Raw genomic sequence first — 26,071 nt, forward strand, 5'->3', positions numbered from 1 at the left:
TGCAAATAAAAAAGGATACTTTTAAAAGTATCCTTTTTCATTTATGGTTTAACCGGATATGCCGTGATTACTTTATTAGTTCCACGTTGCACTACTAATCTAATAGCTGTTTCTCCCTCTGTTCCTACTACTTTACCCATAGGAATAATATAGGCTGATGGATCGTTTGGAAGTGGAGACCCTTTTTTTAGCCATGCCTGATCTAATAATTCAAGTACGTTAGTTTTTCCAGTATTAAATACACTGTGTGTAGTTTTATTAGGATTCGGTTTAGTATGATCTAATACATGCTTAACCCGATTACCATGTGCACTACCTTGTGTATATTCTAATCCGCCTGACGATAACCAAGAGCGTTTATTTTTATCATATGTTAGTTTTCCCAATTTACTTAAGGCAGGGATTTCTTTGAGTACAAAAGAACCGCCAATTTTAGTTAATCCTAACATTAATACCGACTCCCCAGGAACTGGAAGTGCTTGTAATATCACTAGATCACCGGCAAATAGGGTTTCGTAGATACCACCCTCAGCATCTCTCCCCAAATCAACATCCCGTTTCGCATAATAACGAATACGGTCATCAATATTAGCATCCTCTGTTAAGAGTTGACCACTAATTGCAACTCCTGAATCCCATTTGTTCAACACTTTTTTATAAGAAATAAGTGACATATAAAAATCAGAATTATAAAATCCAGTTAAATCTCCAAAGTAAAATTTCATTTTTTGAAGATTTCGTTGCATTTCTAATACTGTATCTGTATTGGTATCCTTGTTTAGTTGATTTAATTTCTTCATTAAATCTGGATCTGTATTCATGTTATTATTGTTCCAAAGTCTAATATAATATGTTCCCGGTTTAGTGACTTTAAAACTATTTGATGCATTCCCAGGAAACATCGTTTTAACAATATCACCATTTTCATTTTCTATAGTTGCGGCATTATTAGTTAAGTTTAATTTTTGTTCATTCAACGACGTAAGAGTCACTTTATAATAATCAACATCATAAAGCGACGTTAAACTATGATCCTTTATTTTATCCCAGCTTGTAGTTTCTGCTGTTTGTTTCGTTCCGTTAAAATCGTTTTCTACCATCAATGTTGTTTTTAACGTATTGTTTCCTGAAGGATTTGATAAGTTTAAACGATACGTTGTCCCTGCTTGTAGCTTATACTCAACCTTCGCATAATGTTCACCATAAGGTCCATTAGAATCTATATTACTATCAAGTTGCTGATCGCCTTGATATAATTTCAACTCATTCCCTGTTCCTTGTTCTTTTCCTTTATAAGGCATAGTGAAGAATCTATATACCCCTGTTTTATCAGGTGTAAAAGAAAAGTCTTTTGAACTTTGATTCTCACTAATATCGACCGGTTGAAGATTTTTAAGTGACATCTGATTTGTAATTGTATAATTCAGAGTCGCTCGATTTAATATTTTATCCCCTTTTAGGGCAATTGCTTTGACTTTCGTATTAGAGTTGATCTTCACAGCTCCCATATAAGTAGAACCGTGATTAGAAGATGGCTCAGTCCCATCTAATGTGTAAATGATTTTATCTGCATTTTCTGAAGAAAATTTTAAATCTATTGAATTTCCATATATTCCAGAGGCGTAATTGGCACTTAATAAATTAGGCGTTTTCCATCCATCACGTATTACTTGTGCATATGCCCAAATATATACCTCTCCTAATTTTTGATTAAAACCATCATTAATCGCTTCATTTATATTTGTCCAAACATGACTTTGTTCTTTATTTAAAACAAAACCTGAAAAATAATGTATTTTCTCACTTGGATAACCTAAATTTTCTTGCGCAAAGGTAAGTGTTTCTTTATGCTTATCCATATGACCATCAATCAAATAATCATAATCTTCAATCATGAAAAAATCGAGGTTTGGATATTTCCATTGTCTCTTTGGAAAGTTCACCGTAGACATCATAAGCGGTACTCGATCTTTATCAATTACTGACGGAGTAAAGAATAGAACAGTAAATTTAGCGTTAGAATAGGATTTTTTTAATGTATCTCGTAACATTAATGAAAACTCACCATTCTTATCACTTAACCACTCTAGCATTTCCTCATGTCCTGTTATATCTTCATCAGATGCATGGAATTCATACATTGGATAACCGTTTTCTTTTTCAAATAAATCCTTAGTGGCTTGATCGTAAAAGCATGGTGGCTTCCCTGCTAGATCTTCTTTATGCCACCACCACGGTTCTCCTAATTGAACCATTGGTACAAGACCTGCATCACTTGCTATTTTTGCCAGCCCCAACGTATACTTTTTATAAAATGCCTTGACCTCTTCGTTTGTAAAACTCAAAAGATGTGGTGTAGGAGTCCAACCCGTAGTACCTGGTACATTATTCCACGTCCGTTGCCACCATGATTCCGGAGCATCCACCGATTCCATCGAAATAGATTGGATTAGCTCCATATTGTTTTCTTTTAAACGCTTGGCATAATTCCGATACCATTCTTCAAACCCTTGGTTAAACGGATATTCCGTATCCATCTTAACACCTGAATCCGTTAAACTTTTATCATAATAATGTGAGGCACCTATATAAAAATTAACTAGTTTGTTATAACCTAACTTTTTATAATCACCTACAACTCTTTCTGGTGTTAAATTGTATGTATCGTCGTAATCATCTGTCATTCGAACGCTATGATTAGGAAGACCTTGAGGCTCATTCATTAAAAAGGTATTACCGGAAACTTTCCAATTATTAAATTGCACTTTAAATTTCTTAGATTCCCCTAATTTTTTCCCTTCACCCGAAGATTGATAGCCCTGGGGAACTACTGACCACATTATTGATTTTATATCATTAACAGGAATCTTTCTCCAATTAGGGTCTGGCACATATTTGCCTTGCTTCATATCATAGGTATATGGGGTCCAACCTGAATATAAGTTATTAAAATCTAGTTTAATCTGTCCCTTGTTACCATTCGCATTTCCCTCTTTTCGATTTTCGGGGAACATAATCTCTTTTCCTAAATCTCGTGTTGCTCCAATCTCCCAAGATTCTTTCGGGCGATTTGTAACATAGTTCCAGAGACGAACGTAATGAACTTCTCCACTATTTGTTTCAATAGTTAAACTAGGCGCTAGCCCACTATCCATTAAATTAGTAAAACCTTCAATAGTATAATCATATTCTAGCGTAACGTTGCTAAAGTCAGGTTTGGTGGGGTATTTCAAATCTGGATGACTATAATTATCTTGTGTTTCCCACTTTACACCTACCAAATCTTTTCCTGTTCTAAAATTACCTGCAACATAAAAATTATTTTTATCCAATGTAACAGTAGCAGCAGTCATATCGAAATTAAAATTAGTAACTAAATATTTCGGCATTAATTTATGTATTGCGGCAGAATTTGTAGTCTGCCCGGCTTTCACCTGTAATTGCGGTATCCAACTTAACTGAGATAGTAATAATATAAATATAATCAACAATGTATACCATCTTTTATTCATAATTCTTCTCACCCCTAATTTATTGTATTGCATTGAAGAATACCGATTAAAAATTTGGCAAATAACAAAATTCGTACAACTTAAACCTAGTTAATTAATTTCGAAATAAAATTCATATACAACACCTCCAAATTAAAATCTAGTATTATATGTAAATAATATACCTTGTGGTAACTTATGTGAAATTATATTTCGAATTAACTGATTATATATAATATGATACATTTAGAAAAATAGATATCACTTAATCTACCAATCATAAAATAACTCATCTAATAACATATAAAGAAATAATACCCACGTGGCAATGTAAGACACAAAAAAGATGTAGATTATTCTACATCTCTTTTTTATTTTATAAGATTCTTAGTTTTATATCTCTTATACCAAATTAATTAGCAACTTCAATAGAATCAAGATAGAAAAAAATAAGGTAACGTCCTTATTCTATCTTTACAGTTTCTTTCGATAAATATTTAAAAGCTCTATCAAAATATTCCTTTTTCCCCCAAGTATCTGAATTCCCAATTACAACAAAATATTTTTTTGCTCTGCTTGCTGCAACGTTTAATAGATTTGGAGTGCTGGATGCCCAATCTAACGGTCCTGTTCGCTGATCATCTACTCCTAAAACTAAAATAACTAATGGAGCTTCCTTGCCTTGGAAAGTATGAACCGTTCCGATTTCTATTTTTTTGTTTTCTACTGAATTTTTGTTTAACTGTTTTAACTTTTGAACCACACTTACAAAAGGCGAAATAATATAGCAATCTTTCCCTGGATTATTTTGCGTAAACTTATTGGCGATCTCAATTGCTTTTTTTCCTTGCTCTGAAATGTAGTGATTTCCTGAACCTGTAGTTCTTCCTCCAATATTCAACCATTGACTCATGTACATTGGATCCTGTACCATATCTTTGTTCTTAGTCGCATGTAACATTTTGTCTTGGTATGTTGTTTTATTACATATCTCAAACATGGGGCTGTCACAACGTCTATGAACACGAAGCGGTGAGCCCAACCACTTTGTGTTATTTTTGGAGTCACTCATTGTTCCACCAAATTTGTTATTAAGATCAGCAAATTCTTGTACACTTACTTCACTTCTAGTTAAATGATGGAAAAATGAGCTTTCACTCGTAATTCCAGCACTTTCGTTTGCTATTAATTTGAGTTGATCATCACTCAACGTTACAACCGGAGGTATTTGTAATGGATCACCTACCACCACAACATTTCTAGCACGCCAAATGGCTCCAATTGCAGATTGTGGTGTAGCTTGACCTGCCTCATCAATAAACAGCCAACCAATATCTTCCGTTTTCAAATCCCTTAAAAATCTTGAAACAGAAGCAAATGTTGAAGAAATTATAGGTGTAAGTAGGAATATGGTATCAAACATTGCTTGAATGAATTCTTCCCTTTGCTTTTCATTAATTTGGGAATCAAGATTTGTTTTTTCTTTCCCTCCTAAAAAATAGACCTTTGCTAAAGTTAAATTTTTTTCTATTTTGTCCTGGTTTTTAATTAGGAAAGTACAATATTCTTCCATCATTGTTTTGAATAGCTTACTCCGAACACAATTAATACGATTATCTTCATCATCACCATCAATATTAACAAATTGTTTTTTTGATGATTGCCATTTTTCGTCATCTATATCATCAAATTCATCTATTACTTGCGCGGTTTTAATCATACTTGATATCTGTTTTTCTAAACTATCAAAGGAATACTCAGCATTTTCATGTATATTGCACAGATCATTAAGCTCATCTGAAATATTTTGAAAATATTCCTTTATATTTGCTGATTTCCCCATTGCGGCTGATATTTTCCCCCAGCGACTTTCAACCTTACTATATCCTAAAAACTTGTAATTGTTTTTCATTAAGTCCTCATCTTTAGGCAAATCCATACTTATATTTTCAACAGCAGCATTATTATTTGATGTTACTAAAATACGGTATTCTTTAAGCTTTGAATGAAAAGAATAATAATAATCCTCTTGTCCCTCAGAAAATTGTATTTTTGTAAATAAGTCCTGTGTTTCCTTTAAAAACTTAATTTTTTCAAAAATAATATTTGCAAACACATCTTTTAATAATGTAGTTTTACCAGTACCGGGAGGACCGTTTACAGAAAAAATAAAACCCTCTTTTTCCTTTGAATTTTCAATTATAAGATTTAAAGCTACCTGCTGCATAAGTCCTAGAGGAAAACCTGAAGGCCATCTCGTTTTTGGGATGTTTCGTAAAATCCTTTTTATTTCACTAACACTCTTATTATCAAAAAAGTCTACTCTTTCTCCTGAATTTTTTAATGTTTCCCAGTTATCTAAGGCTAAATATGTCTTTAATGCTTTACCTATCTTTTCATGCTTAATGTTATATTTTACTTCCTTTAAATCTTCAATATAGAAACTATTTACTCCAACATATTCTTTGTATGTAAGTCGAATATTCTTCTCGTAATTCTTATCACTAGAAAATCGGAAAACCCCCTCTTTATCGAAGTGGCTATGTTTTATGTATGATTTCAAAGTGCTTTGAATGTTTCGAGAAAGTTCTAACCAGTTTTTATATCTAACATGTATAAATTTTATAGCCCTAGCCAATTCTATGTGTTCTTCAGACTCAGCAAACTCTAAATCATTACTTATTTTACTATACTTCCCACTTTCGATTACTGACGTTATTGTACTTATTAAATCCACCTCTAATTCTTTCAAACTTTTTCCAGGTCGGAGAAAATACTTAATTATAGGACTAACTACTACACTGGATTCTATCGTTGTATCCTTTATTGGCTTAAGCATATGATCTAATTGAATATGAATAAGAAAACTATTGGGGAATCCTTGAAGATCAGTAAAACTAATTTTCTTATCAAATTCATTAGAAAAGTATCTTAGAACTTCTTCTTTTGCAACAGGTAAATAGAATAACGATGCTTTTGCATCCATTAAATACTTACCTTTTGCACTTTCTCTCTTTTTTTGTAGAAATATTTGCATATAATTTTGAGGTGAACCATTAGGCCTTATAAAGTCAAAGTAATCAATAGTAGGTTCTCTATGAAAATAATTTTTTAAATTAAAAAGGCTTAATGATTCTTTATCACAATTCATAAAGTTAAAATGTTCTAGTTCAATAAAATAGTTCATTATTTTTGAGGCTAGTTCTTTATGGGTGTTATTCTTAATTTCTTTCTTTTTACTATTAAAAATTAAAGAAAATACTTTCTTTAAACCTCTCATTATTAATCTCCTTTGTTAAAAATATATTTCCACCTAAATTATACCAATTTTTTCGGAATATAGTCACATTATTTCTAATCCCCCCTATAAGGGGCTAACACTAGTTTTTTATTTGTAATAATTTCACAATCTATAGAGATGTGGTATTCTCCCTATAATGAATACATTGTTTGATTGTTAGTATTTAAATTTATCCAATGGAATGTTGTTTACGCACCATCATGACAGGAAAAAGATCATCCTTATGCAGTAAAAATGCTCTTTTTTGCTTCAAATTAGAAGGCGAAGTCTTTTCTAACCAAAGAATACCATCATATTGTTCGGTAGGAATCATGATTTTTTCTTTATCTTTTCCCAAAAATAATTTGCTGCGGTTGTAGTGAATTATTTGTCCTAGTGGATATTTTCCGAATGTGTAAGTTTGAAAACATCACGCTCTGGAATGTGTTTGTATAACATGTTTTCTTTTTTGACAAGAATATCATAAGAATGATAGTGGTGTTCAATTGAACCGCCAAAATCTCTAATATCAATTGTTCCTATGAGAATCTGATTTCCAAATTTAAACGATACTTTTTCCCCCAATTCAAACTTCATTGGTGGAAAATCTCTATCCTTTTTCCAATACATATGTTTCACTCCATTCATTTTTAAATACCAAGATACCTATATTTGTTTTGTTCTAGTAGCACTATAACATGTTAACTTGATGGGCATGTGGTACCACCCCATGCCCATCAAGCTAAAAAGAATGAGTTACCCCAAAACAATAAAAAGCGGGCAAAATGTACAAGTTTTTCGTTCTGAGGGTATTATGAGATCTTAAGTTGATGGATGTGTGGTGGTACCCCTAATACCCCAGAAGGAAAAGAAAAGTATAATTCCTTTAACGTATAGGGCGTTCCATATATCATTGTAAAAGATCATGAAAATAACACTCAAAAATCAATTCTTGGATTCAGCACTCAATCATTAGAAGAGGCTATTTTATAATAATCATCCTCAAAAAAAGAAACGAACAAAAATGTTCGTTTCTTTTTCATGGTGTTCAATGCTCAAGAAAACTTATAACTGCATAAATATATAGAACGACTAGAGCAAAGGCACATATTCCCATAATTATAATCGCTAGTGCGCTTTTCTCTTGTCTAAACCCTATAATTCCAAGAATAAATGCACTCAACATCGTTACCTTAAGCATATTAGAAAGGTTGGGAATTGAATATTCACTCAACCAGGTAGAGAAACTTACAATTGCTAAAAAAGAGAACAAAGTTAGAACAATAGATAATATATTAATGTGCTTCCCATACTTCAGTTGCATTTCGCTACCCCCTTTTCTTTTCATTAGTGAATAATAGGTAGATGACTGTATTTTTATTTTATTCTAAATTTTCTTGAAAGTACACAACGAAAAGAAGAGGTTGTCCCAAAAGTAGCTGAATAGTTACCTTTGGGCAACCTCTTTTCTTTATTTTTTACTTTCCTCTAATTTAGAAATACTTGCTTCTTTTTTAGGTAACATATCAACTAAATCTTTTTGAGATTTCAATAGGTCAGATTGTTGAATCCAAGTTTTAAGATCATCTAAAGATTTACGAGCTTCTTTTACATCTCCAGTAATATCATTCATGCTCAACTTACTAAATGTAGCTACAAACTCTTGTTGAATCTTATCCTGCAATGCATTGGCTTGCTTTGTTAATTCATTATTTTCTTCACTTTTTGCCTTTTGAACATTATTCATAGCTTTCCCGATTTCATGTTTATCAAAAGCATCTTGCGCTTTCTTTAAATTTTCGGTTTGTTCTAACTTACTTCTAATCTTCTTATCATCCTTCAACTTCAAAGCCTCTTGATAATTCTTTATAGCTTCGCTATACTTTTTATCCTTAATGTTCTTATCAGCTTTTGATGTATAACCTTCAAAGGAATTACTACTACAAGCTGCCAGTAGCAAGATGAATGCTAGAATTAACCCATAAAACTTAACATTTTTCATAGAATCTATGCCTCCCCTTCTATATGCATATACTTATATTATTACAATTTCTGTAAAAATTGAAAGGAATACATACATATGTTATCAATTTGATAAATATTCTGTTGGAGGTATTATGTATCATTTATTATCTTTTTCGGTAGACTGAATATATTCAAAGAAATCCGGTGGTTCTTCCATTGCTTCTTTTTTAAATTTTTCAAGTTCTTCACGTTCACGCGGAGACAATTTTTCTAGTAGGGGTACCACTCCATCACCATCAAGCTAAGAAATACAAATACCTCAAAACGAAAAAAATGAGCATTTTGTTACAAGTTAGTACAAAATTTCGTTCTGGGGGTACTATAAAATTTTAGCTTGATGGGCATGGGGTACCGCCACATATCCATCAAGCTAAGATTTTTAACACTTAAGGAATTTGTAAGTATCAAGTAAGAAAAACGAGAGCTTTGTTTCTTATAATTAAAATATAAAGTGAAGGAAGAAAGGTTGTTTCTGGGGTTAATATGCATGTGAAAAAAAGAGAAATCTACGGTTTTTTAGAGTAATAATATCAGTATGTCAAAGTTTTGGAGATTACTTGCAAATATTTTGAAGTTTTTGCACCAGAACCCTAATTACCATACCTGTTTTTTACCATCACATATTGGAGGTTAAAACATGAATAAAAAAAAGAAAATACAAAAATCAGTACTTACCTTTACCCTACTCTTTTCTTTAGGCGTTTCATCTTTCCCGCTTACAACAGCTATTCACGCAGATACACGTGAGGAGAAATCTGCAGAAAAGAAACAAATCTCTTTAACGGAGCGGACATCATTATTTTTTGAATATCTCCAGCAAGGTAAGTATGCAGAGGCACTTCAGTTGACGTCTGCTGCTTTTCAATCCAAGTTTACAGCAAACACATTACAAAACTGGTGGACACAAAGTGGGATAAAAATCATGGGAACACCTGTAATAAAAGAACGAAACTTGGTCCATCAGACGGTGGAAATTTCAGGAGCTATTGAAGGAACTACCATACCGCTACTCATTAAATTCACACCTGGCGGGAAAGTAGATGAAGTTGGAGAAAGGCCGCCCCAGGAATCTTACATTCCGCATCCTAGATATGACCAACCTGCTTCGTATCAAGAACGTGAAATCGTCATTGGAAATTCTACTTATCCATTACCAGCCACATTAACAGTTCCGAAACATAAGCCTGGTGAAAAGGTACCCGTTGTTGTTCTTGTTCATGGTGCTGGCATCCATGATCGCGATGCTACCTATTTGGGAACAAAAATCTTACGAGACCTTGCGGTGGGCCTTTCATCCAACGGAATTGCAGTGTTACGCTATGAAAAACGTACCTTAGAACATGCATTAAAGATGAGTGCAGAACCTGTTACGTTAGACCGTGACACTACAGATGATGCCATATATGCAGCAAAGTCAGCAGCGCAGCAGGAAGGCATTGATCCAAATAATATTTTCATTCTCGGACATAGCCAAGGAGCTGGCACAATGCCGCGAATACTGAGCAAAGCGCCTTCCTCACTTGTGCGAGGAAGTATCTTACTCGCACCACCTGCACGCCCTTTGACTGACACTGCCATTGATGTGAGTCAATACCTTGGGGCGCCAAAGGAAGTAATCGATGAACTAAAAAGACAGTTCGCTTTTATCCTGGATCCTACTTTCGATCCTGACCATCCGCCAGCTGGCTACAATTTTCCGTTTCCGTCTCCTCATTTTATGTATGATGTTACTAGGTGGCGTCCAGTTGAGGAGGCAAAATCACGAAAAGAGCCTTTGCTGATTCTGCAAGGGGCACGCGATTATCAAGTAACAGTAAAAGAAGATTATACAAAATGGCAGGAAGGACTTTCAAACCGCGGGAATGTTCAGTTCAAAGAATATCCGAAATTAAATCATTTCTTCACGGAGGGGGACGGGGAATTGAGTCTTCCAAGTGAGTACGAAATCCCTGCAAATGTTCCCGAGTACGTCATCCAGGACATTATTACATGGGTCAATGAGACAAAAAAATAAGAAAACATCAAAAGCCTTCATGCAATCATCATTGCGTCAAGGCTTTTTTGAAACTAGTGATTCAAACATATCTATTATTTTCAACATCATTTAATATAATATTTGCCCCAAAACGAAAAATTAGAGTCTTTTATAGCAATGAAGTTTATTTTTATCGTTTTGGTGAACAACAGATTTTTTAACTTGATAGCAATGTGGTGCTATCCCCAGATGAACTCAAGATAGATACAGAAATAAAGAAAACTGTTATAAAAATTTCTACATTTCGTTGGTAACGTATCGCTTCTTTCTTACAAAAACCTTAACTTTATCACATCAAAAAGGTTCTTTATGAAAACTTATAGAATTAGAATATATCGCAGTACTTTATAATTGAAGGGGGGATTATGTTGGAGTATTTAACAAAATCAAAAAACTCATCATCAGGTCTGAGAAGGTATTTGGAATCCTATCCGTTAACTTCATTCTTTGTAATGGCATATTTATTTTCGTGGGTTGTATTAATTCCATTTATCTTATCCCAATGGGGGATTTTACCTAAAACAAAAGCGTTTGATATTTTCTTTGTTGCCAATGCATTTGTAGGCCCTATGTTAGCAGCATATATCATGATTCGAACTCTTGAAGGAAAAGATTCATGGAAAAAAGTTAGAAAAAGCATCATATCTACTAAAGTCGGTTTGAAGTGGTACTTATTTACTCTCATTGTTATCCCTGCTGCAATGTTTCTGGGTATGGTGATTTTAAATAGAGGGATACCTACTTTCGATGACCTTACTTCTAGGTTTTTTATAACCTATCTCATCTCTTTTGTAGTTACTTTCTTTTTCGGTGGACCTTTACCTGAGGAAATCGGATGGCGTGGTTTCGCTCTCCCTCGGTTACAATTGAAGTTTGGAGCGTTAAAAGCAACATTACTACTTGCCGTCCTATGGGCTTTTTGGCATCTTCCGCATTTCTTAACTGTTGCACAAAAGGGCGGACCAGGTTCTAACCTTTCTATCCTATATATTCATTTACCAATTTTCATTTTGATGTGTTTGCCCATTTCAATCATTCTCACTTGGGTCTATAACTGCAATCGCGGTAACTTATTTATTGTCATGCTAGTTCATGCGAGTGTAAATACGTTTAGCTTGGTACAAACTAATACCACCAACCCTGTTTTAAAGAATTCAGATTTATTTGTAGGGATAGGATTGGGCATTGTTGCTTTGCTTATTCTTATTTTCACACGAGGCAGCCTTGGATATAGACAAATTACTAATGTGATAGGATTCAGTAACAATGAAAATATACGTAATTAGAAACGAAAACCATAAAATAGGTTGATGGCAATTGGGTAACACCACATCGCTATAAAGCTAATGTAAATTAGTATCCATAAAATGAAAAAATGCTATTCTTTCTGTAGAACCATAGGAAAGGATGGCGTTTTTGATATGAACTTATCGATTTTTGATGAACTAGAATTGTTTTCTAAAGAGTTGTAATGCTATATGTCACCTTAGAAGGACTGTTATTTTTTATTTCGCCCTTATATACTCGCAATCAAATAAACCTTCACAAATACATCATACTTAGCTGCTAACTCTTCCAATTTCTTTTCCCTATATTTTGTGACAGTAAAAAAATGAATCACTGGCATTTTCCCGTTATGCTTCTGTTTATAAATTTGCGTAAGTTCTTCATACTTTTTCAGCTTCTCTTCATTCACTTTCATTTTCTGCGAACGATCAACCTCAACTGCATGGAGTATCCCTTCTTCATCGCGAAATTTTACATCTGGGACAATCTTCTTTCTTCATTCTTTTTATATCGTATATCCGTTTCAATCTGCCAATCGTCCGGACAGAATAAATGTAACCATGCTTCATTACGTAATAATGCATGCGCAAGCTTTCCTCTCGAAACAACCTTACCGTCATCACCAAACATGGCATGCCCTTCTTTATTGAGATAATACACGTACTCCTTACCTTGCATCGTTTTACTCACGTATTGCTTTAAATCTCCCATAATACGATTCGCGTTTCGGATACCACCCATATTATGCACACTCATCAAATGTCTTCTCGTTGCAAACTGCAAATTCCTAATCGTCGCAAGTATCGCCATCTGACGGTTAATTTTCATGTGACTCTGGATGTTCTGTTTTTCCACCTCATATTCTTTTAGATGTTCCCACATGACCTTGTCATCGATATATGGCACTTGCAGTACAGTGAAGTTTTCCTTCATAAAATTCAGATCTTAGTCTAGATAAAGAAATTAATGATGTTATAGCAATGCCTTCCAAAAAAGCAAGTGGGCGAGATTATCACACTTACTTAGATAAAGGTAAATACCAAATCGAGTTACACACAAGGCCTCAAACAAAAGGATATGATCCAAAGCTCGCACCAACAGTGACTATTGAAACCGGAAAAGGATTACCTCACACCATTATTTCTAATGCACAGAATCTAAGGCGTGATGAGCGTTTAAGTTCAGGCAATGGAAAATGGAGCTCTACTTTACAAGATGAATTAAAAAATCTAGTATCTGGTTTTGAACGCGCCGGATTCTCTAAAGAAAACATTTCAGAAACTTTGCCTTCACATTAGAAGCTCAGGAATCACCAACGAGTAAAGAGGCCATTCAAGAATTACAAAAGTTCTCATCAATAGATGTACCATTAGATTATTTGAAGTAATCCAAAATTGTACAAACGCAGAGATTAATGTACAAAATGAACTTTACATACGTATTTGGGGCCCTACTGATTGCATAGAGATGAATGAAGCACATGATATTCAAAAATATATACCAAATTCACTGGCAATCGGTGATGATGAAGGCGGAAAAGCATTATTATATGTAGATGAAAAAGAAGGATTCGGATTATATACAGTGGATTTTGGAGATTTAGATATTGAAGAAGCAATTAAAATAGCTCCTTCATTAAAAGCATTGTTAATAGATGGTGTCGGAGTAGAGGAATTGTTGTCATAGTTAAAAAAATAACAGCCGACTCATTTATATTGAGTCGGCTGTTATTTTTGATTAAGCTATCCTTTTGTTTTACTTCAAATGCTCATACCACCAATCTCTACGATCAAGGTACTCCTTCATCGCATTTAATTGAGCATCTGAAGTTGGATCAGAAATAAAATATGCTAATCCATCAGGTTGTAAAATGAATTTAACTGTCATTTTTAACGATGTCAATGCTCCCATAACCTCTTCAATATACTCTCTTGAAAATGCTCCTGATTGGATGATATTTAGTTTAGTTGCTTGAACTTGCTCTTGCTCTTGCACTGCTCCAGTAAACCAAGAAAGCAGCTTGCCTCCTATCAATTGATTTAAATCACAATTACCGATACCAGGTACATTTCCTGTTTCCGTGTACTGCCAAAAATCGCAAGGATATGCTGGCTTATTACCGACATATAAACCAACTTTCTTAGCACCTAAATAGGATAACTCATCGATAAAGGCTTATATGCCGGCTCTCATATCCTCCATCGATTTGTCTATTATTTAAAGTAGAATAATTGAATCTTTCTTTTCTATCTTTATTATATCTACATCCAGTTCATCATCAAACTCTTTAAACTCTCTTGCATCTATATCCGTCATATAGCCTTTTATTACTTTCTCCATATGCATGGAATACGGCATGTGTACATCCTTTTCCAAAAGCATACTTGTATTACAGCACATGTAATGTATCATTTTGGCAATATAATTCCTTTCTACTGCTTTTACACCTAGCGGTAAAATTTCAAGTATGTATCGCTGCAATGTTTCACTACCCTTAAGCGAATATTCACCAGTGCTATAATACATTCCTTTTTCATCTACATATAAACTCGTACCATCCAGTACATCTTCACATTCTATTGCACCGTATTTTGGTACATCAAAAGATGTATTTATCCTAATAATATTTAAGTTTGGGACTTTTAACACATCTGGAACAAAGTAAGGGACAGTATCTATATCGATTTTTTTATTTTGTAACTCTTTTATCCAATGTTTTCTTAAATTTGCATCAATAATAAAATATACTTGTTCATTTTTTTCTTTTGCATGTTGTAAAATTCCTGTTAATGTTTCAGAAACAAATTGTTTAAACTGAATTCCCATATCATTTCTTTTTGAAGGTTGCGGTAAAAAGGTATTATGTTTATTTATATTTAATAATAAGCGATCAATCGTTTGCCACTCTGTATTCCCGTATAATTTATATGAAATTTCTTTTCCTTTTATTTGTGAAAAAATAGGTAAGAAATCAAATTTCGAGATTCGCTCAATTGATAAATTAACATATGTACAAGGTAAATTTATCTTATTCCAACTACGTTTCAAAAATCCTCTTTGTTCTAATAAACTAAAAATACAATTAATAATTGTTTTACGAGATACACTTTCGCCAATAAATAAATTAATAAATGCCGAAATACGGTTTGTTCGTGCAAACCCTTCTCTAACGATTTGCTTTGGATCAATTTTTTCACGCCCATCACAATTTTCCATTGCGATTAACGCCAATGTCGCATCATTGCGCTCACCTGCAGTAGCATAAATCGCTTTCATAACATCCTCTACTAAATTTGTTTTGTATTTCTGGCAATATTGCATTTTATATGGATTTTGTAATACTTTTTCAATATTATATCTTACTATTTTTAACAATACTGGAGAATCTGCATTTAATACATATGATGACTCACTGATTTGAGCTAACACAATTTCACTTTCAATTAACGCTTGTTCTACTTCCATCAATATTTTTTCAGACCATATTTCTAACGTTATAGTCTCTAATCCTTTTGGTGCAATTAAAGGGAATAATTCATTTTCATTATTTGTTGCTATCTTTTTACATTCTGGTAGTAATGTGAAATAAGAGAATTTTTGCTGAAACCCTTTAAATAGATACTCTCTTTCCTTTACTTTTATACCAGGTTTTATTTTAGTACCTTGAACTTTATATATTCTCTCATTGTATGGAAGTAACACCCTAATATTTGTTCCTAGCATATAACCTTTCGGATATTGAAGAATATGCTCTAATTCAATTTCTCCTCCTATATGAAAATCATCTTTTAAATTTCTAAATATCTTTATCCACTTTATACCGTTTGTAGCTTGCTGTACTTTTAGTTTTACAAACCGAACTTTTTTATTATTCGATGCAAATTCTGGAGTAGAAATTAAAATCATGCCTCGTTTTCTTCTCAAAAGCAAAGGAATATCTGGATGGTTATATTCTTGATAAAACCTCCGAATTCCTATTGAAACATTTAATAAAGGAATATTTTCGCCTCCGCGCGTGATACATTCAAACCGATATACATAGGCGAAATAATCTTGAGTTTTTTCATCTTTAATAGGCTCTGACATAGCCTCACAAATATTTTGTGATCTAAGAGGAGAAAAGTATATGTCTTCTTCGTTTATGTTTTCTAATTGTATAGGACGTTCACAAAAAATATGGGAAATTAAAGCGGGTACCCACTTAGAATATACTTCATTATCATGTAATACTGTTAAATTAGAAATTAAATCGTAATGCCATTCATATTTTGGCAATTCTATTAATTTATTAGGTTTCCAATCATGAATCACCTCATACCAACTTTGGAAAATATAATCAAGTTGTTCTTTTCTAATAGGTTCTTTACATACAATCCATGGGGTATTTTCATTTAATACATATGGATTATGCTGAATAAATAATATATCAGAAAACATATCATATAATCTTTCATTCAATCGTTTCAACTTACTCGTTAATAAAAATGTCTTATAATGTATCTCTACAATATCAAGCCATTCAATAGGAAAATATATAAATGATACGCTTTCGTTTAAAAGAGGTTCTACTATATTTTTAAATGTTAACAACTTTAATTTTTCCATAAAATGATTACTTCCTTTCTTTATTTTTCTTGATCACAAAAAAACTAAAGTATTATCACATAATCTAATTATCTAAAAGAATAACAAATACCGCTTATCTGACTTACATATTAATGACATGACTCTGATAAAAGTTAAAAGAAATTATCATACATAGCCCCCTCATAAATCGTAATTATATTACATTCGAATTATACAGTATATGTTGCGTATTGTATTTGGGATTTACAATAATTTTACAAAAGATTATAAAAGAGGTATTGACCATACATATGTATATCAAAACCTCTTTTCACTATCCTATTACCTTTTTCGCTTCTGTATTCACTGGCCACTATTCTAATATTAAGAATGAATAAGTATATATAATTGAGCATAGAGAAGATAAAATGGGAAGAGGTTCCCATTTCCATACTGCAGATAATGAAAAAGGATACCCACTGGAAAAAAAGAAGATATAATCAACACTCTGGACATTATCCGGAAGATTTTGAAGGATACAAGAAAAAAGGAAGAAATGAAGAAACTAAAGGTGTGAAAAAATTTGAGTAATATGAATAAAAGCCGAATCGAAATTCTAAAAATGAAAGCAAAAAGAAACGCTAGTAGAAAAGAACTGATAGACAAACTTTCTAATATTGTTACGATTTCTATGGACTCATTTATGGATGCAGAATCTAATGATTTATTTTGTAAAGAATTATTTAATACGCTAGAACAAAATTCAAACATAAAAAATTTTGGTAGCACTGATTATGAAGAAAACAGAAGACTATCAATAGCGCTGTTAAAAGAAACAGCTAAAACTATTCAATTTCCAGTTAATCAAGGAAGACTCTTTTTCTCTAAGGGTGGTAAATTTGAAGCAGTTAAGCTAAACATTGCTGAAGTATTTGATAATTTAGAAGAATTATCAACCATATCAAGATTTCTAGCTGGGTATGCTGATTTTATATTAGTTGGTGATGATTTAGAATACGGCGTATGTATCGAAAGAACGGAATATCATTATGAATTCAGTATGTGGGGAATTACCAAAATCTAAATTATAAAACAATCCACCTTCAGACGATGTAAATCCAATCCTATTGGATGAAAACAATTGGCTTGTATCTAAAAATCATCATTTAGAAGGAATTGGTATACCTGCTGCTACTTTAATTCAAATGAAATAGAATAGCGTTGAAGATAGATAAAAAGGTTCTCAGTTAAGAGAACCTTTTTCACTTCATATATACATAGCTTTCTCCAGTAGAAGGTTCAATGTGTGACCTTCTACTGGAGAAAAAGGATTTAATAGCGGTAAACTAGCTCGAAATATCTCTGTTGAATTAACTGGTGAGTATGATATTAAAAGAGTTTGGGATGGAGAATACTGTTTTGCGACTGGCCAATTAATATCTCCGTTCCATTTTGAAATGTCTACGATTTGTCCCATTATTGATCCACTCCTTTTTTCTCCGTTTGTTTTTGTTTCCCATCTAAAATTTCAACCGTATTAGTTAAAGCTGATGGTAAAGGGATTCCGATACGACCTGCATTTTCTAAAAGTGAAAGTAATTCATTCCCAATGAAGAAGAAAATCGTCGCTTCACGAATTGCACTGTTTGTTCCCATAACTGCATCAGCTTGTGTGGCTGCTGCGACCAAAAGAAAAAGCACCACCTTTTTGGCGATGCCTTTAAAACCAACTTTACTTTTTAGCTCTCCATTAATTCCTGCTGCGAATACACCGGTAATATAGTCAATTGCTGCCAAAATAACAAGAACTTTCAACGTTGTATCCCGTCCTCCCAAAAAGTATCCGCAGAAGCCACCGAATAAAACTATAAATGCTTTCAGTAATACATCCATACGATCCATCTTTTCACTCCTTATTTATAATAAAAAAGAGAGACGCTTGTCCCTCTCTTAATAAGTACTTTTATTTTTATATTTTAAATCATCCCTTTTAATATTAAACCCAAAACTGACATAGTGATTGCGCTAATAATAATTCGCAAAATCCAAGTTGTATTCATGCTAATCTTTTCTAATTGCTTATTAATTGTTGCTATGTCTTTCTCATTAATTGTTGTGCGGGTTTCTAAATTACGAATATCTCGCATGATTTCTTTTTGTTCTGCTTTTAAACTATCAATTTTCACATAAACATCTTCCAATACATTCACATCCTTTTATCATCTTAATAAAGCAATCTTTACATGATATGAGACAACCTTATTCATGGTGAATTTATCGCAGGAAATCCCATACAAAATCCGTATTTTGTGCAAAATAAAAACAGCTTACGGCTGCTCTGATTTCTCATTTATTAATTTTCGAACTAACTCTTCTAACGTTGCTATCTTGTTGTTTATAAATGTAATCTCTTATAAATAAATTATGAATCGCCTTTAAATAAGGCGATTTTTTATTTTTTAAAATCAATAACAATCACATAAAAACGTTACTATTAATCGGAAACAATAAATTTCTTAACTTGATGGTAATGGATCATTATGTTCCTTTGACGAATTACGCTTCTTTTTATGCCGTTTCTTCACTTACTCATATCTTCTATTTTATGTAACTAAGCTAAATACTTTATCACGGTCTGGACTACGCTGTCTCGCCATCTACATTTCACCTGTCACCTCACGTTCAAGTTTTTATATTTTCATGAGTTCACTACTTATGCTGATTGCTAAATAAATTTTATTTAAAAATATTTCTCGTTTATTTGTTACGAACTTCCTTTTGGTTTGTATATAGCAATGTAAGATAAAAAAGAGCTAAGGGAGTCGGGACATGAACCTTAAAATCAAAACACCAAACGGATTTAAATCAGATTTTTACATTTCACCAGAATTTATTAGCACTATCGGATTATCCATCTTATATCTCCACCTAGCAGGAATCATTTGATTCTTATTTTTCTTTTTCGTTCGTTTGTTTTGTTAAACGCTAAATCCAATTGAGACTGCGCCTTTCAAATTATTAAGTATTAAAAATCTTAATAAAAAAGAGTGCTATAAAGATATGCACTCTATTAAAAGGCTTTACCAATCTCGACGATCATCACGATCACGGTCATGATTACGTCTGCGACGACACTCATCACAATCGCAGTCACGTCTACAATGACAGTCGTTAAAATCGTTTCTTCTGCGTCTACGACCGCATCCGCAAAATACTAAATCATCCCAAAATCTATTGCAATCTCGAGAATGTCCAAAATTATTGTTGCATCCCATAGATATGATTCCCTCCTCTAAAAATAGAATTCATCATATTCTATGAATAAAAGTTGAAAACAGCTTGTTTACTAGCCTATGTTTTTTGTTTTACACTAATAATATTCCAATTTGCAAGTCTGCCTCGCCCCTTATCTTTCCTTAACAACAAACAAGACACCAACCAGATCATGGCAGCGTCTACGATAATTGATATAGGTCTTATCATTCGGCATCATTCCTATTTCTTAAATAAAACAGAATCAACGATTGTTAAAACTACCCAAGCTATTCCGAGAAACACTGCAATTATTGGCGTCAACCAGAAGTAGTGATACCATTTTGTGTAACTACTCATCTTCCACCATTCATGGAGTGGATTAAGCCCTATCATTTATAACAACCCTCCCCCATTTTGTTCAATAAAAAGAGAGCACCTGCGCCAGTAGATGCTCTTAATGTGATAAAGAGTTTCTTATGAGTATTGAAATAAGGTAGATACAAGCGAGTGAGCCTGTCCTACACTCTTCAATTTATGTAAAGGGGCAAACGAAAAAGAGCAATCCCCTATATATAATTAAAGCACCTGTATATCAAACGTTTATATCACCAATCACCCCAGCAAATATACCAGGTTCAATAAGAAACACAAAAGCCACGACACTCACACATCGTGGCTGACTATATAAATTCAATTGATCTTTTCGTCCTTCTTGCGGATTCTTACCGCCCTTGCCCGTTCTCCGGTAACGTTTTGATAAAGGGGCTACGCTATCCCCACACTATTCTTCTTTCAAAGAACTGTATAGATATAGAGTAATATTGATTCTGTTTTGAGAAATCCCCGGAAACGTTCCCTTTTTATCGAAAAAAAGCCCTGCATTTATGCAGGTCAAATATAAATTAGTGACTTTACTTAGATAAGATTACTGATGGATTTCATATCACTTATTCTGTTGGAGACGGAAATCTTGCAGCTTCAAAATGCGTACTATTTTCTACAGTAGAGATAACTCCAGCTACGCTACTTTGTGCAAAAACCTCGACTACATCCCCAGCATTCAATTGAATTATTGATGAAACGGCAACAACATTAGCAAAGTTTATTGGACCAAAAAAATCATTATCTATTGCAATTGCTGGATTTCCATTAACTCGAATTTCTACCCGCGCTCTATAGTTTACGTTTAGATTATTGGGAATGAACGCAATTGTTCCAATAACAGAATAAACACCTCTTGTCTTTGGTATAAAAATGGATGTTGCAGGGTTATATTCATTTGCTAAATCAAATTGTTCATTTTGGAATAAGACTTTTACAAAAGTATTTGCTGGCACAATCTGATTAACTGTGCTCACAGCTCTAAAAGCAGATGCTCTTACAAGATTGTATTGGTTATCATCAGAACAACAATTCACTTTTACATTAACCCAAGGCTTTTCATCATGTTTTTTATCACATTTGTCATAACTCTTACTACTTTTATGACAATCATGATATTTCTTTTTGTTATCCTTACAATGATCATAGTAGGAATAAGACATACTAGTTTCCCCCTTTTAAATTTATTACTACATACTATGTAAGATAGATTTAAAAGGTTTGGACGAGCTATTATTATTTTTAATAGAATGAAAAAACCCTACCAATTGGCAGGGCAGGGAAATAATATAACATGTAAAGCGGAACAACCTCATCTTAACCAATCTATACAACATTACAAAATACTAGAATCCCATTTCCGATACCTCAAAACTAAGTTTATATAATCCCCACAGCTGTAGCTATCAACTGAATATCACTTTTTTCTTTATGATAAAACGGATCACGCTTTATCATAAATTCGTTGTACACAAACGAATCTTTAACCTTTCGATTCCCTAAGTACTTCATTTCAATTATCCTACGTTCCTCTTCATCAAGAGATGTTACAACGTCCGTTCAATTTGTTTAACACGTATCTCATGATTCTTTTCGTCACCTTTCATTTTAGGAAAAAGAACGATGCCCCCCCCGCTCGAGCCTGTTCTTCTTGATTTTTCATCCGGACGTACAATGCTTTGTAGTTTTTCAGCTCCTTCACCACAAGTCTTCGTATCTCCTTTTCATCGATGTCTTCAAAAAATAACAATTGATTCATACGATACGGTTCCTCTCCGTTCGATCTACTTACTTGAATAGTTCTCCTTTTTTGGCCAGACTATATTTACATATCTAGATTGTCACCTTTAGAACGAGCAGTTAGCTTTTGCTAGCTGCACTTTGTTTGTAAAAAAAGAACTCAATTGACTGTACGCACATATAATATTCTGCGTTCCTTTCTTTATAAAATAGTCGTTACAAAATGAATCTCGTCACGAGAGCACTTTATTAAGTGCTCTTTTTTGATTTTTGAATACTTATCAATTGAAATTTTTGTTTAATTTATAAAATAAAACTGCTTGTCCATTTCAACCCATTCACCATCATATATTATCTAACCACTATGATCGTATAATTCTTCTTGCATTTTTCATTCACTTCGATACATTCTTTAATTCCTCTTAACAATCCTTACACTTCTAGATAATGGCATTCCAACTTCATGATTTGCTTTTTGCTACCTTTACCTCCTATGACGAGCAATCATAAGAGGTAAAGGAATGAATGAAGAAAATATTGTTTTACATGGAACTGCTATTAAATCAAGTTTAATCGATTCAACACTTCTATCTATTTTTCGTCATTCACTTTACCAACAGAAGCAACAGGAGAAACAGGTTCAACTGTATTGATTCAGGAATCGAATCTTCATATATATATTAAAAGATTTTTGGAGTGAACCCATGTTCCTTATATATTATGGAATGGGTTTATATTTGTGACATAAGGGCTTATTTTTTTATTTATTTTAATTTTCAAGGGCCTTTTTCTTATACTTGTGTGTTAACCAATTCATAAGTTGTAGTGTGTAAGTGGGTGAATAAGTGATAAGGATGGTGTAAAAATGAGTGAATTTAAAAAGAAATTTCATATTCCATGTGATTGTTTTCTCCCCCCTGTACCCCCACCTCAAGTTGGACCGACTGGGCCGACAGGACCAACCGGGGCTACAGGACCAACCGGGGCTACAGGACCAACCGGGGCTACAGGACCAACCGGGGCTACAGGACCAGCTGCTACGGCATGTTGCCCATGTACGAATGTTCTTGATAACCCTGGATTTGATGAACCTGCAACACCAGGTACTCCAGTTCCAGGATGGATTGTAACGGGAAATGTTTCAGAAGTAGGATTTCCAAATGCGCACAGCGGTCGTTTTCTTCCAAATGGAACCTTGAGTGCTTTAGCTGTTTCTATTGGACCTGGAGGAATTATGACCCAATCTGTTGATGTGGGCGAAGGTTGTTGCTTTACCCTTTCTTTTGCTGGGGATATAAGAGACGGAGCACTCCTTGTTGCTTCTGTATCGTTTCCAGAACTTGGTCAAGGATGTCCTCCTAACCCTACAACACTTGGACCATTAAACATTCCGCACATTGTACCTGTTGCACCTCAACAACAAGCTGCCTTCCAACATTATACCCTTGTTGTGTGTATACCTGCTGATGTAACTACAGCATGTATTAGTTTCCAAAACTTAGCTACGGGTGGAGAAGGCGCAACAGCTTTTGTTGATAATGTTGTATTCCAACCTACTGGTGGACCTTGTACTTCATGTTCACAAAATTTTTAATACATTAATATATCTGAAGCTTTTCGTTTTTCTAGCGAATCCAATAACTATTAAAGGGGGCCCCCTGGCTCTCTTTTCACATTAGAAATCACTAAAATCCCGTTCCTCAACTATGAGCCTGCTCACTATATATATTCATTAATAAACATGGGTTACTCTTCATTTCATTCAAATATCTATTTTATATTAAATCCGCACACCCCTTAGAAGCATACATACGATATCATGTGGTATTCTTTTTCAATATTAGGTTTTATCCGAGTGCGCCTTGGATGGCGCTCTTTAATTTTCAAATAACATTTTCAAGTAATTACGAGAGCGAATTTTATAATTTTGTACAAGCACTACTTCGCTTTATTAAATAGACTATATAAACATCAAAAAGAAGGGAGCTATAAATTCATATGGCTGATTATTTTTATAAAGGTGGTAAAAAGTATTATAAAAAACAATCGTATTCTCACCATCAAAAAGATAACTGTTTTATCAAAACCTATACAATAACTGGTTCGAATACAGCTTTAAATTTCAACGTACCAGCTAACACTACAAGAACTGCTTTTGAAGATTTCACCAATAACCACAATAAAACATTAATTCAAATATCTGTTGCCAGTGATGTTAGCTCGATTGAAGTAACTATTCGAACAAGAAGGTCCCCCACACCAATTATCGCCACCCTTGTCCCAGATGAAACAAGAGTATTTCAAGTAGAAGATTTCCAAAGTCTTACCCTCACTAATAATACTGAAATCCTTGATTTTATTGATATTTTGGTCAAAAAAACTTTTTGCATCTGTTGCAATGATAAGAATGATTCGTACGATGAATATTACCATGAGTGCAAGTAATAGATTAAATCACCAGAAGAACTCTTTAAATAGAGGGTTCTTTTCTTTTCACTCCCCTGATCTCCCCTTATTTTATTAAAATAACTATTTTGTTCATTTTTTTGATACTTCACTTAACTCTTTTCGAAGAGCATCTTTTTCATCATGAATGACATTTAATCGCTTATACAGCACCCCTAAAATCTTTATTTTAATACAATAACTTTACATTAAAACTAAAAAAGAATACCTTAAGTCGGTGCCCTTCTTGCAAATATCAACCTTTATGTAATTGAACATACAGATAAAACTAATCCCCCAAATGTAATTGCACCTAGTAATCCTAATACAAATCCAGTTATGCAAATACAATCAGCAAGACAAATGGAAGACTGCGATAATGGAACAAATGACCTACTTGTACTCGATCCATATTGTTTTATTTTCTCATAATTCATATCTAACATTAATTGTAGACATGCTATACCTTCCTCAATAGAATAAAGAGATTCTTTTTCTAATTGATCCAATAATTTACTATTAAAAGTAATTGGAAGAGGATACCGTTTATCTAATTTCATATGTTGATAACTTAATTGTAAACGAGATAATATATTATTTTTCTTTTTTTCACATGTTACTGTGTGTTTCATTTTATTAAATTCATTTAATAACAGTGTCAATTCATCTCTGTTTCCGTATAAATCCCTTGCTATTTTTCTCTTTAGTTTGTACGAATGGATAATAGATTTAAGTTCAATCATTTTAATACACTTCCTAATATAATTTTACTTACCCCAATATTTTAAAAATAAACAGTTCTTTTAAATCTTATTTAAAATACACTCAAGTATCTTCATTTACTATCGATTAACATTACATTAACCTTACATAGCTGTAATAATTTCTTTTGCTACCCACTAACTAGAAGCAACAGATTCCTTATTTGATGGTAAAAATATAAAAAAGCAATGATTAGGTTTTAAGTCTAGTCATTGCTTTATATATCTTATCTTGATTTACAACTAAAAATCTAAATATCATTCTTTCACTTGAATGCTACATATGTTTTTATTAAATTCTTTAATAAAAATTATATAATGCTTCACTAATGGATTCCTTTTTTCTCTTATCAATATTCATATGTTACAATAGTACCAGTTGTATCAGTAGTACCATTAAAACCACTAAAACAATTTGAACAACTACCACAGCCACCACAACCTCCGCAGCCCCCACAACCAAAACAACCAAAGCAACCAATACAACGGAATCCACCACAACGAAATCCACCACAGCGACCTGCACAACCTCCACAACGACCACCACAACCTCCACAGCGACGAACAGCATCTTCAATATAGTAATATGGATATTGGTTTTGTTGGTCCCAATACACGATATTTCCAGGCTGGTAATCATTAAGGCTTAACGCTTGTAGTTCTTGTTGAAACTGATTCATTTTCATGACCTCCGTTTATAAACTTCAACCTTTTCAATACTTTCCTATATTTCTGTTCGTTAAATCTAAGTAGAAATAGCGCTATCAACTAAGTTCAATACGTACACCTACAAAGTATGACCTAT

22 protein-coding genes and 5 pseudogenes are annotated in these 26,071 nt (G+C 33.3%); 9 read left to right on the top strand and 18 right to left on the bottom strand.

Going from position 1 to position 26,071, the window contains the following annotated elements; all coding sequences use genetic code 11:
* Positions 1–41: 41 nt before the first annotated feature.
* The 7 genes from ACLBWW_RS18770 to ACLBWW_RS18800 form a co-directional block, all read right to left on the bottom strand.
* On the bottom strand, positions 42–3,512 hold the full coding sequence (locus ACLBWW_RS18770) for a chitobiase/beta-hexosaminidase C-terminal domain-containing protein (RefSeq protein WP_098132796.1): 3,471 nt from the start codon (positions 3,510–3,512) through the stop codon (positions 42–44).
* Between the two features lie 442 nt (positions 3,513–3,954).
* Complete coding sequence (locus ACLBWW_RS18775) at positions 3,955–6,771, bottom strand: AAA domain-containing protein (protein ID WP_098132798.1); 2,817 nt, start codon at positions 6,769–6,771, stop codon at positions 3,955–3,957.
* 190 nt (positions 6,772–6,961) lie between these two features.
* Positions 6,962–7,129 carry a hypothetical protein gene (locus ACLBWW_RS18780; RefSeq protein ID WP_447614179.1) on the bottom strand — a complete coding sequence of 56 codons (168 nt, stop codon included), beginning with the start codon at positions 7,127–7,129 and terminating at the stop codon, positions 6,962–6,964.
* Between the two features lie 35 nt (positions 7,130–7,164).
* Positions 7,165–7,401: a hypothetical protein gene (locus ACLBWW_RS18785; RefSeq protein WP_048547111.1), complete on the bottom strand. Its 237-nt coding sequence runs from the start codon at positions 7,399–7,401 to the stop codon at positions 7,165–7,167.
* 418 nt (positions 7,402–7,819) lie between these two features.
* Positions 7,820–8,095: a hypothetical protein gene (locus ACLBWW_RS18790; protein WP_001176329.1), complete on the bottom strand. Its 276-nt coding sequence runs from the start codon at positions 8,093–8,095 to the stop codon at positions 7,820–7,822.
* A gap of 147 nt (positions 8,096–8,242) precedes the next feature.
* Positions 8,243–8,773: a hypothetical protein gene (locus ACLBWW_RS18795; protein ID WP_000800120.1), complete on the bottom strand. Its 531-nt coding sequence runs from the start codon at positions 8,771–8,773 to the stop codon at positions 8,243–8,245.
* Between the two features lie 120 nt (positions 8,774–8,893).
* A complete protein-coding gene (locus tag ACLBWW_RS18800; RefSeq protein ID WP_255256211.1) occupies positions 8,894–9,022 on the bottom strand; it encodes a hypothetical protein in 129 nt (42 codons plus the stop codon).
* Positions 9,023–9,433: 411 nt separating this feature from the next.
* On the opposite strand from ACLBWW_RS18800, the gene ACLBWW_RS18805 reads away from it, so the two are divergent.
* The gene (locus tag ACLBWW_RS18805) at positions 9,434–10,810 is read left to right on the top strand and encodes an alpha/beta hydrolase family protein (protein WP_098132799.1); all 1,377 of its coding nucleotides are present in this window, start codon (positions 9,434–9,436) and stop codon (positions 10,808–10,810) included.
* Between the two features lie 386 nt (positions 10,811–11,196).
* Positions 11,197–12,117 (top strand): CPBP family intramembrane glutamic endopeptidase, encoded by a 921-nt coding sequence (locus tag ACLBWW_RS18810; protein WP_098222194.1) that lies wholly within the window; start codon positions 11,197–11,199, stop codon positions 12,115–12,117.
* Between the two features lie 230 nt (positions 12,118–12,347).
* On the opposite strand, the pseudogene ACLBWW_RS18815 reads toward ACLBWW_RS18810, so the two are convergent.
* A pseudogene (locus ACLBWW_RS18815) lies at positions 12,348–12,874 on the bottom strand (replication-relaxation family protein).
* A gap of 179 nt (positions 12,875–13,053) precedes the next feature.
* Between ACLBWW_RS18815 and ACLBWW_RS18820 the strand changes: the two are divergent.
* Both ACLBWW_RS18820 and ACLBWW_RS18825 read left to right on the top strand, forming a co-directional pair.
* Positions 13,054–13,416: pseudogene (locus ACLBWW_RS18820) on the top strand (hypothetical protein); the annotation flags it as partial.
* A 32-nt stretch (positions 13,417–13,448) separates the two neighbouring features.
* Positions 13,449–13,804 (top strand): annotated as a pseudogene (locus ACLBWW_RS18825) (SMI1/KNR4 family protein).
* Between the two features lie 69 nt (positions 13,805–13,873).
* Here ACLBWW_RS18825 and ACLBWW_RS18830 read toward each other — a convergent pair.
* Positions 13,874–14,326, bottom strand: a pseudogene (locus ACLBWW_RS18830) (N-acetylmuramoyl-L-alanine amidase C-terminal domain-containing protein); the annotation flags it as partial.
* A 9-nt stretch (positions 14,327–14,335) separates the two neighbouring features.
* Entirely contained in the window at positions 14,336–16,723 is a 2,388-nt protein-coding gene (locus ACLBWW_RS18835) for an RNaseH domain-containing protein (RefSeq protein ID WP_098132802.1), read from the bottom strand.
* 389 nt (positions 16,724–17,112) lie between these two features.
* On the opposite strand from ACLBWW_RS18835, the gene ACLBWW_RS18840 reads away from it, so the two are divergent.
* The 3 genes and pseudogenes from ACLBWW_RS18840 to ACLBWW_RS18850 all read left to right on the top strand — a co-directional run.
* On the top strand, positions 17,113–17,184 hold the full coding sequence (locus ACLBWW_RS18840; RefSeq protein ID WP_304362916.1) for a hypothetical protein: 72 nt from the start codon (positions 17,113–17,115) through the stop codon (positions 17,182–17,184).
* Between the two features lie 83 nt (positions 17,185–17,267).
* Positions 17,268–17,768: a YxiF family protein gene (locus ACLBWW_RS18845; protein WP_098577025.1), complete on the top strand. Its 501-nt coding sequence runs from the start codon at positions 17,268–17,270 to the stop codon at positions 17,766–17,768.
* A 226-nt stretch (positions 17,769–17,994) separates the two neighbouring features.
* Positions 17,995–18,093 (top strand): annotated as a pseudogene (locus ACLBWW_RS18850) (WXG100 family type VII secretion target); the annotation flags it as partial.
* 67 nt (positions 18,094–18,160) lie between these two features.
* On the opposite strand, the gene ACLBWW_RS18855 reads toward ACLBWW_RS18850, so the two are convergent.
* The 6 genes from ACLBWW_RS18855 to ACLBWW_RS18880 form a co-directional block, all read right to left on the bottom strand.
* Positions 18,161–18,586, bottom strand: a complete 426-nt coding sequence (locus ACLBWW_RS18855; protein WP_098259292.1) for a phage holin family protein — start codon at positions 18,584–18,586, stop codon at positions 18,161–18,163.
* Positions 18,587–18,660: 74 nt separating this feature from the next.
* Positions 18,661–18,885 carry a hypothetical protein gene (locus ACLBWW_RS18860; RefSeq protein ID WP_000390479.1) on the bottom strand — a complete coding sequence of 75 codons (225 nt, stop codon included), beginning with the start codon at positions 18,883–18,885 and terminating at the stop codon, positions 18,661–18,663.
* An 879-nt stretch (positions 18,886–19,764) separates the two neighbouring features.
* Positions 19,765–19,959, bottom strand: coding sequence for a hypothetical protein (locus ACLBWW_RS18865; protein ID WP_080000129.1), 195 nt, complete (start codon positions 19,957–19,959; stop codon positions 19,765–19,767).
* Positions 19,960–20,179: 220 nt separating this feature from the next.
* A complete protein-coding gene (locus ACLBWW_RS18870) occupies positions 20,180–20,332 on the bottom strand; it encodes a hypothetical protein (RefSeq protein WP_157639288.1) in 153 nt (50 codons plus the stop codon).
* Positions 20,333–20,886: 554 nt separating this feature from the next.
* Positions 20,887–21,483, bottom strand: a complete 597-nt coding sequence (locus ACLBWW_RS18875; RefSeq protein WP_000122592.1) for a hypothetical protein — start codon at positions 21,481–21,483, stop codon at positions 20,887–20,889.
* 440 nt (positions 21,484–21,923) lie between these two features.
* Positions 21,924–22,079, bottom strand: coding sequence for a hypothetical protein (locus ACLBWW_RS18880; protein ID WP_180226228.1), 156 nt, complete (start codon positions 22,077–22,079; stop codon positions 21,924–21,926).
* An 846-nt stretch (positions 22,080–22,925) separates the two neighbouring features.
* Between ACLBWW_RS18880 and ACLBWW_RS18885 the strand changes: the two genes are divergently transcribed.
* On the top strand, positions 22,926–23,654 hold the full coding sequence (locus ACLBWW_RS18885; protein WP_431121797.1) for a collagen-like protein: 729 nt from the start codon (positions 22,926–22,928) through the stop codon (positions 23,652–23,654).
* Positions 23,655–24,058: 404 nt separating this feature from the next.
* Entirely contained in the window at positions 24,059–24,505 is a 447-nt protein-coding gene (locus ACLBWW_RS18890; RefSeq protein ID WP_431121800.1) for an exosporium protein D, read from the top strand.
* 263 nt (positions 24,506–24,768) lie between these two features.
* Here the strand turns inward: ACLBWW_RS18890 and ACLBWW_RS18895 are convergent, their stop codons facing one another.
* Together ACLBWW_RS18895 and ACLBWW_RS18900 are read right to left on the bottom strand one after the other, a co-directional pair.
* A complete protein-coding gene (locus ACLBWW_RS18895; protein WP_170956998.1) occupies positions 24,769–25,248 on the bottom strand; it encodes a homoserine dehydrogenase in 480 nt (159 codons plus the stop codon).
* 368 nt (positions 25,249–25,616) lie between these two features.
* Positions 25,617–25,946 (bottom strand): heterocycloanthracin/sonorensin family bacteriocin, encoded by a 330-nt coding sequence (locus ACLBWW_RS18900; RefSeq protein ID WP_098067871.1) that lies wholly within the window; start codon positions 25,944–25,946, stop codon positions 25,617–25,619.
* Between the last annotated feature and the right edge of the window lie 125 nt (positions 25,947–26,071).

The sequence above is a fragment of the Bacillus sp. M5A3_1b genome (assembly GCF_053345335.1).

Bases quoted from the DNA above. Each gene is read 5' to 3' on its own strand.
- ACLBWW_RS18855 (WP_098259292.1), bottom strand. From the start codon at position 18,586: ATGGATCGTATGGATGTATTACTGAAAGCATTTATAGTTTTATTCGGT.
- ACLBWW_RS18870 (WP_157639288.1), bottom strand. From the start codon at position 20,332: ATGATAGGGCTTAATCCACTCCATGAATGGTGGAAGATGAGTAGTTAC.
- ACLBWW_RS18810 (WP_098222194.1), top strand. From the start codon at position 11,197: ATGTTGGAGTATTTAACAAAATCAAAAAACTCATCATCAGGTCTGAGA.
- ACLBWW_RS18895 (WP_170956998.1), bottom strand. From the start codon at position 25,248: ATGATTGAACTTAAATCTATTATCCATTCGTACAAACTAAAGAGAAAA.
- ACLBWW_RS18890 (WP_431121800.1), top strand. From the start codon at position 24,059: ATGGCTGATTATTTTTATAAAGGTGGTAAAAAGTATTATAAAAAACAA.
- ACLBWW_RS18795 (WP_000800120.1), bottom strand. From the start codon at position 8,773: ATGAAAAATGTTAAGTTTTATGGGTTAATTCTAGCATTCATCTTGCTA.
- ACLBWW_RS18770 (WP_098132796.1), bottom strand. From the start codon at position 3,512: ATGAATAAAAGATGGTATACATTGTTGATTATATTTATATTATTACTA.
- ACLBWW_RS18785 (WP_048547111.1), bottom strand. From the start codon at position 7,401: ATGTATTGGAAAAAGGATAGAGATTTTCCACCAATGAAGTTTGAATTG.
- ACLBWW_RS18865 (WP_080000129.1), bottom strand. From the start codon at position 19,959: ATGGGATGCAACAATAATTTTGGACATTCTCGAGATTGCAATAGATTT.
- ACLBWW_RS18885 (WP_431121797.1), top strand. From the start codon at position 22,926: ATGAGTGAATTTAAAAAGAAATTTCATATTCCATGTGATTGTTTTCTC.
- ACLBWW_RS18775 (WP_098132798.1), bottom strand. From the start codon at position 6,771: ATGAGAGGTTTAAAGAAAGTATTTTCTTTAATTTTTAATAGTAAAAAG.
- ACLBWW_RS18805 (WP_098132799.1), top strand. From the start codon at position 9,434: ATGAATAAAAAAAAGAAAATACAAAAATCAGTACTTACCTTTACCCTA.
- ACLBWW_RS18835 (WP_098132802.1), bottom strand. From the start codon at position 16,723: ATGGAAAAATTAAAGTTGTTAACATTTAAAAATATAGTAGAACCTCTT.
- ACLBWW_RS18875 (WP_000122592.1), bottom strand. From the start codon at position 21,483: ATGTCTTATTCCTACTATGATCATTGTAAGGATAACAAAAAGAAATAT.
- ACLBWW_RS18880 (WP_180226228.1), bottom strand. From the start codon at position 22,079: ATGAATCAATTGTTATTTTTTGAAGACATCGATGAAAAGGAGATACGA.
- ACLBWW_RS18790 (WP_001176329.1), bottom strand. From the start codon at position 8,095: ATGCAACTGAAGTATGGGAAGCACATTAATATATTATCTATTGTTCTA.
- ACLBWW_RS18900 (WP_098067871.1), bottom strand. From the start codon at position 25,946: ATGAATCAGTTTCAACAAGAACTACAAGCGTTAAGCCTTAATGATTAC.